Here is a 6,123-nt window from a genome sequence, read left to right as displayed (position 1 = left end):
CGACCCCGCGCCCCTGCTGTGTGGCGCCGACGGTCTGTGCCGGGTCGAGCACGATGGCCGTGCGCTGTATACCGACGATAACCACCTCTCCGACGTCGGCGCGCGGCACATCGAAGCCTTTCTGGAGCCGCTGTTCAGTTCGCTGCAATCACGGGGGCTGACGGCCAATTAAGCTGCCAGCCGCCCTCATAGCAGGTAGGATGTACGCCTATTTTACGGGTGGCGTGGTTAATGAAATTCAAGGATCTTCGGGATTTCGTGCAGCAACTTGAGCAGCGCGGAGAGTTGAAACGTATCCAGGTGCCGGTTTCGCCGGTGCTGGAAATGACTGAGATTTGCGACCGTACCCTGCGCAACAAGGGCCCGGCGCTGCTGTTCGAGAACCCGACCGGTTTTGATATCCCGGTGCTCGGCAACCTGTTCGGTACCCCCGACCGCGTGGCCTTTGGCATGGGCGCCGAGTCGGTCAGCGAACTGCGCGAGATCGGCAAGTTGCTGGCCTTCCTCAAAGAGCCCGAGCCACCCAAGGGCTTGAAGGACGCCTGGTCGAAGCTGCCGATCTTCCGCAAGATCATTGCCATGGCGCCCAAGGTGGTCAAGGACGCGGCGTGCCAGGAAGTCGTCATCGAAGGCGATGACGTCGACCTGGGCATGCTCCCGGTGCAGACTTGCTGGCCCGGCGACGTTGGCCCGCTGATCACCTGGGGCCTGACCGTCACCAAAGGCCCGAACAAGGACCGCCAGAACCTCGGCATCTACCGTCAGCAAGTGATCGGCCGCAACAAGGTGATCATGCGCTGGTTGAGCCATCGGGGCGGCGCGCTGGACTTCCGTGAGTGGTGCGAAAAGCATCCCGGCAAGCCGTTCCCGGTCTCCGTGGCCCTGGGCGCCGACCCGGCCACGATCCTCGGCGCCGTGACCCCGGTGCCTGACAGCCTGTCCGAATACGCTTTCGCCGGCCTGCTGCGCGGCAACCGCACCGAGCTGGTGAAGTGCCGCGGCAACGACCTGCAAGTGCCGGCCACCGCGGAAATCATCCTCGAAGGCGTGATTCATCCGGGCGAGATGGCCGATGAAGGCCCTTACGGCGACCACACCGGCTACTACAACGAAGTCGACAGCTTCCCGGTGTTCACCGTCGAGCGCATCACCCATCGGATCAAGCCGATCTACCACAGCACCTACACCGGCCGTCCGCCGGATGAGCCGGCGATTCTCGGCGTGGCGCTGAACGAAGTGTTCGTGCCGATCCTGCAGAAGCAGTTCCCGGAAATCACCGACTTCTACCTGCCGCCGGAAGGCTGTTCGTACCGTATGGCCATCGTGACCATGAAGAAGTCGTACCCCGGCCACGCCAAGCGGGTCATGCTCGGTGTGTGGTCGTTTTTGCGACAGTTCATGTACACCAAGTTCGTTATCGTCACCGACGACGACATCAACGCCCGCGACTGGAACGACGTGATCTGGGCCATCACCACGCGCATGGACCCCAAGCGCGACACGGTGATGATCGACAACACGCCGATCGACTACCTCGACTTCGCCTCGCCGGTCTCGGGCCTGGGCTCGAAGATGGGCCTGGATGCCACGCACAAATGGCCGGGTGAGACCACCCGCGAGTGGGGCAGGGTGATCGTCAAGGACGAAGCCGTGACGGCGCGTGTCGATGCGATCTGGAAAGAGTTGGGAATAGATTGATGCGTGTAACCCTGCAACCTTCCGGCGCCGTATTGGCGCTGGACCCTGGCGAGCGAATCCTCGAAGGTGCGCGCCGCCTGGGCTATGAATGCCCGCAAGCCTGCCGCAATGGCGTGTGCCATGTGTGCGCGGCGCTGTTGGTGGAAGGCCGGGTGCAGCAGGCCGGTGAGGTACGCGACCATGGTGAGTTCTACACCTGCATCGCCGAGCCGCTGGAAGATTGTGTGGTGTTGTGGGATGGCGTGCTGGCGCCGGGAGAGTTGCCGTTGCGCAAGTTGTCGTGCCAAGTGAGTGAGTGTGTGGAAGTCGGTGGCGATGTGTGGCGCGTGCGCTTGCTCGCCCCGGCCGGCAAGGCGGTGCGTTACCACGCCGGGCAATACCTGATGATTGAACGGGAAAACGGCGAGAAATCGGCATTTTCCCTGGCCTCGGCGCCCCACTCAGGACGTGAGCTGGAACTGCACGTGCTGGCTCGTGAGGACAGCGCGCGCAACCTGCTCGAACAGTTGCAGCGCAACCAGATGGCCCGCATCGAGCTGCCGTTTGGCGATACCCACCTGGCCGAGTTGCCCGATGGGCCGCTGGTGTTGATCGCCGCCGGTACCGGCATGGCGCAGATGCACAGCCTGATAGAGCATTGCCGCGCCTCCGGCTTCAAACACCCGGTGCATCTGTATTGGGGCGTGCGACGCCCGGAAGATTTCTACGAGATAGAACATTGGGATCAATGGTTGCAACTGCCCAACCTCTTCCTGCACAAAGTGGTCAGCGACCTGTGCGGCTGGGAAGGGCGCTGTGGGCTGTTGCATGAAGCGGTGTGCGAAGACATCCGCGACCTCAAGGGCGTGTATGTCTACGCCAGCGGTTCACCGGCGATGATCTACGGCACATTGGATGCGCTGGTGGACGCCGGCATGGATGCACATCAGATGCGTGCCGACGTATTCGCCTACGCCCCACGGCCCTGAAGCCCTACGCTGGCTTCTAATGGGGGAGCTGGCGTCGCGGTCAGAAACGCACGCCGGTCGTGATCATCGCCGCATTGAACCCCAGCAGCACCAGCTCCGCCGCCACTGGCCCGTAATGGGTGCCTACGGACGGAATGATCACCGGCGCCACGCCGAAACGGTTCAACGGGATCTTGTCGCGATACTTGCCGCGATAGCCCTGAATCGCCCCGCCTGTCAGCTTCAAATAGACCGGATAGTCGGTCATGTCATAGCGTTTGCCTGCATAGACGTAGTAGGAACGCTGGCTGAACGAGTTGCGAAACGTCGCCGCGCCATACACCAGGCCTGACGCCTCATTGCGCTCCAGGCCGAGCAAATCCTGATGGTTGTTATGCTCGGGGTCCGGCGCGAAGTGTCGGGTGTAGACACTGGTCTGCGCATACCAGAAGCCCTTGTCATCGTCGGTAGGCGGGGCTTCGGCCGCGAGGGCAGTGGTGGCCTGGGCCAGGAACAGCAGGCCAGACAGTCGAATTTTTTTCATGGGGTGACCTCGATTAGTCGGTATTAGGGGCGGCTAGGTGGGTCGTGATGTGCGCGCTAGTTTGAAGGTTACGTGTGCACCCAGGCTGAACCGGGGCTGACAGTAGCGGGATTGGCGCCCTGAATCCTGACGAACGGATGGAACCACGCCCCAGCCCCAGGGCAACTCGGCCGATTAGCACTTTTTCGTCATACGGTTACAGCGGCGGGTTCTATTACGGTAAAGTTACTTACAATTGGTAATAGATTCTCGTAGCTGCACAGGAGACCTCAGCGATCCGCCATGACCGCCATTGAATCCGATCTTTTGCAATTGGCTTACCCTCCGCAGCTCGATCTGGGGCCGCAACTCACTCACGAACAGTTGATGAGCTCGATGCAGGCCACCATGGCCCGGCATAAGGGTGGGCCGGTCTGGCTATTCGCTTACGGTTCGCTGATCTGGCGGCCTGAGTGTTCGTCGACCGAGCGGGTGCGGGCGCGAATCCACGGGTATCACCGCGGCTTGTACCTGTGGTCCCACGAGCATCGGGGTACGCCGGAAATACCCGGGTTGGTCTTCGGCCTGGATCGCGGTGGTTCGTGCAGCGGCTTTGCCTACCGCCTGCCGGAAGATCAGTTGGAGGCCTCGCTTTACGCCTTGTGGCAGCGCGAAATGCCTTACCCCTCCTATCGGCCGCACTGGCTCAGTTGCCGTCTGGAAGATGGCAGTCGGGTGCAGGCGCTGGGGTTTGTATTGGAGCGGCACCTGCCGAGCTACGCCGGCAATCTGCCCGACATCGTGCTCAGCCACGTGCTGCAAAGCGCTTGCGGGCGTTACGGCACTACGCGCGATTATGTCGAGCAGACCGTTAACGCCCTGCGTAGCCACGCCATGCCAGACAAAAACCTGGAGGCGCGGCTCAAGCGTTGTGCCAAGGATTGCTCAGGCGATTAACGCGCCGAGCTGACACTGTTGGTGTGCCACAACGTCGGGATCAGGCACGCGATCGCCAGCAGGCACGCGCCGACCAGCAGCACAAAGCCGCCGTCCCAGCCGAAGTGGTCCACGGTATAGCCCATGGCCGCACTCGCTGCCACCGAACCGCCCAGGTAACCGAACAGGCCGGTGAAGCCCGCAGCCGTACCGGCGGCTTTTTTCGGCGCCAGTTCCAGCGCCTGCAGGCCGATCAGCATCACCGGGCCGTAGATCAGGAAGCCGATCGAGAAAAGCGCGATCATGTCGACCATCGGATTACCCGGCGGGTTGAGCCAGTACACCAGGGTCGCTACGGTCACCAGCGCCATGAACACGATACCGGTCAGGCCACGGTTGCCGCGGAAGATCTTGTCTGACATCCAGCCGCACAGCAGCGTGCCCGGGATACCCGCCCACTCGTAGAAGAAGTACGCCCAGGACGACTTGTCGACCGTGAAGTGCTTGGCTTCTTTCAAGTAGGTCGGTGCCCAGTCCAGCACGCCGTAGCGCAACAGGTAGACGAACACGTTGGCAAAGGCGATGTACCACAGCATTTTGTTGTGTAGCACGTACTTGACGAAGATTTCTTTGGCGCTGAATTCGTCTTCGTGGCTGGCGTCGTAGCCTTCCGGATAATCGTTTTTGTACTGCTCAATCGGCGGCAGGCCGACCGATTGCGGGGTGTCGCGCATGGTGATGAAGGCGAATGCCGCCACCAGTAACGCAACCGTTGCCGGCACATAGAACGCGGCATGCCAGTCATTGAACCAGGCCATGCCGAGCAGGAACAACGGGCCGATCAGGCCGCCGCCGACGTTGTGCGCCACGTTCCACACGGACACCACGCCACCGCGTTCCTTCTGCGACCACCAATGCACCATGGTCCGTCCGCTCGGCGGCCAACCCATGCCCTGGGCCCAACCGTTGATGAACAGCAAAATGAACATCATGGTCACGCTGGACGTCGCCCAAGGCGCGAAACCGAAAATGAACATCACTCCCGCCGATACCAGCAGGCCGAAGGGCAGGAAGTAGCGCGGGTTGGAGCGGTCGGACACCAGGCCCATGAGGAACTTGGACAGGCCGTAGGCAATCGCGATCGCCGACATCGCCAGGCCCAGTTCGCCCCGGGTGTAACCCTCGTCGATCAGGTAGGGCATGGCCAGGGAGAAGTTTTTACGCAGCAGGTAGTACCCGGCGTAACCGAAGAAAATACCGGCGAAGATCTGCCAGCGCAGGCGTCGGTAGGTACTGTCTATTTTTTCTTCAGGCAGGGGCGCCTGATGCACGGCAGGACGAAAGAAAGCAAACATTCAAGAGCTCCAGATTTCTTGTTTTGACAGCGGATGCGAATGTTACAGTTTCGTTACCGAAAATAGCATCGCGTCTTATGTGCAAACACAGGAAATATGAGCAAACGCATGTTCTCTTACGAACATGTCGCGAATGGGCAAGTGATGGTCGCAGTTGGCGTCTGCAGGACACTGGAGATCAAAATGTGGGAGGGGCGGTGCGACGATTCGACTTGCCCCCGATGGCGGTTCAGTCAACAGATGTATTAACTGACCCACTGTCATCGGGGGCAAGTCGAATCGTCGCACCGCCCCTCCCACATTTGAGCGCATTTCACCTCTGTCAGCGGGTCTGGACGACCACCTTGCCCACGGCTTTGCGCTGCCCCAGGTCATTGATCGCCTTGGCAGCCTGCTCAAGTGGGTACACCCGCGAAACCAGCGGTTTCAACTTGCCCTCGGCATACCAACCAAACAGCTGCTGGAAGTTCGCCGCATTGTCCTGCGGCTGGCGCTGGGCGAACGAGCCCCAGAACACCCCGACCACGGCCGCACCTTTGAGCAGTGCCAGCGGCTGGGTCGAACTCAATCACCTGCCATTGTTCGGCGAAAACCCGTTGATGGGCGCTGAAGTGGTCGCCCGCGCAGACGGGCAACAGATCGAAGTGCTCGCTTACGCGCCAAG

Annotated in this window: 6 protein-coding genes and 1 pseudogene; 4 read left to right on the top strand and 3 right to left on the bottom strand. The window is 61.2% G+C overall.

The genetic code is table 11. The features are described 5' to 3' along the window. The 3 genes from L9Z73_RS23625 to L9Z73_RS23615 form a co-directional block, all read left to right on the top strand. A partial coding sequence (locus L9Z73_RS23625; protein ID WP_247406199.1) for an SGNH hydrolase domain-containing protein occupies window positions 1–172 on the top strand: 172 nt, incomplete at its 5' end. Window positions 173–231: 59 nt separating this feature from the next. Further along, the gene (gene ubiD / locus L9Z73_RS23620) at window positions 232–1,698 is read left to right on the top strand and encodes a 4-hydroxy-3-polyprenylbenzoate decarboxylase (protein WP_247406197.1); all 1,467 of its coding nucleotides are present in this window, start codon (window positions 232–234) and stop codon (window positions 1,696–1,698) included. After that, window positions 1,698–2,666 carry a CDP-6-deoxy-delta-3,4-glucoseen reductase gene (locus tag L9Z73_RS23615; RefSeq protein ID WP_247406195.1) on the top strand — a complete coding sequence of 323 codons (969 nt, stop codon included), beginning with the start codon at window positions 1,698–1,700 and terminating at the stop codon, window positions 2,664–2,666. The genes ubiD and L9Z73_RS23615 overlap by 1 nt, the downstream gene beginning before the upstream one ends. 40 nt (window positions 2,667–2,706) lie before the next feature. On the opposite strand, the gene L9Z73_RS23610 is transcribed toward L9Z73_RS23615, so the two are convergent. Next, window positions 2,707–3,189 carry a sn-glycerol-3-phosphate transporter gene (locus tag L9Z73_RS23610; protein WP_247406193.1) on the bottom strand — a complete coding sequence of 161 codons (483 nt, stop codon included), beginning with the start codon at window positions 3,187–3,189 and terminating at the stop codon, window positions 2,707–2,709. 282 nt (window positions 3,190–3,471) lie between these two features. Between L9Z73_RS23610 and L9Z73_RS23605 the strand changes: the two genes are divergently transcribed. Further along, window positions 3,472–4,125: a gamma-glutamylcyclotransferase gene (locus L9Z73_RS23605; protein ID WP_247406191.1), complete on the top strand. Its 654-nt coding sequence runs from the start codon at window positions 3,472–3,474 to the stop codon at window positions 4,123–4,125. Here L9Z73_RS23605 and glpT read toward each other — a convergent pair. Both glpT and L9Z73_RS31340 read right to left on the bottom strand, forming a co-directional pair. Then, the gene (gene glpT / locus L9Z73_RS23600) at window positions 4,122–5,459 is read right to left on the bottom strand and encodes a glycerol-3-phosphate transporter (protein WP_247406189.1); all 1,338 of its coding nucleotides are present in this window, start codon (window positions 5,457–5,459) and stop codon (window positions 4,122–4,124) included. The two genes, L9Z73_RS23605 and glpT, sit on opposite strands and share 4 nt — an antisense overlap. 322 nt (window positions 5,460–5,781) lie before the next feature. Beyond that, window positions 5,782–6,009 (bottom strand): annotated as a pseudogene (locus tag L9Z73_RS31340) (zinc-binding dehydrogenase); the annotation flags it as partial. Between the last annotated feature and the right edge of the window lie 114 nt (window positions 6,010–6,123).

Source organism: Pseudomonas emilianonis, assembly GCF_023072625.1.
In the GTDB taxonomy this organism is placed as follows: Bacteria; Pseudomonadota; Gammaproteobacteria; order Pseudomonadales; family Pseudomonadaceae; genus Aquipseudomonas; species Aquipseudomonas paraveronii.
This window is presented reverse-complemented; position numbering and strand designations above follow the sequence as displayed.

Coding starts and splice junctions, on each gene's coding strand:
- ubiD (WP_247406197.1), top strand. CDS start 232: ATGAAATTCAAGGATCTTCGGGATTTCGTGCAGCAACTTGAGCAGCGC.
- L9Z73_RS23615 (WP_247406195.1), top strand. CDS start 1,698: ATGCGTGTAACCCTGCAACCTTCCGGCGCCGTATTGGCGCTGGACCCT.
- L9Z73_RS23610 (WP_247406193.1), bottom strand. CDS start 3,189: ATGAAAAAAATTCGACTGTCTGGCCTGCTGTTCCTGGCCCAGGCCACC.
- L9Z73_RS23605 (WP_247406191.1), top strand. CDS start 3,472: ATGACCGCCATTGAATCCGATCTTTTGCAATTGGCTTACCCTCCGCAG.
- glpT (WP_247406189.1), bottom strand. CDS start 5,459: ATGTTTGCTTTCTTTCGTCCTGCCGTGCATCAGGCGCCCCTGCCTGAA.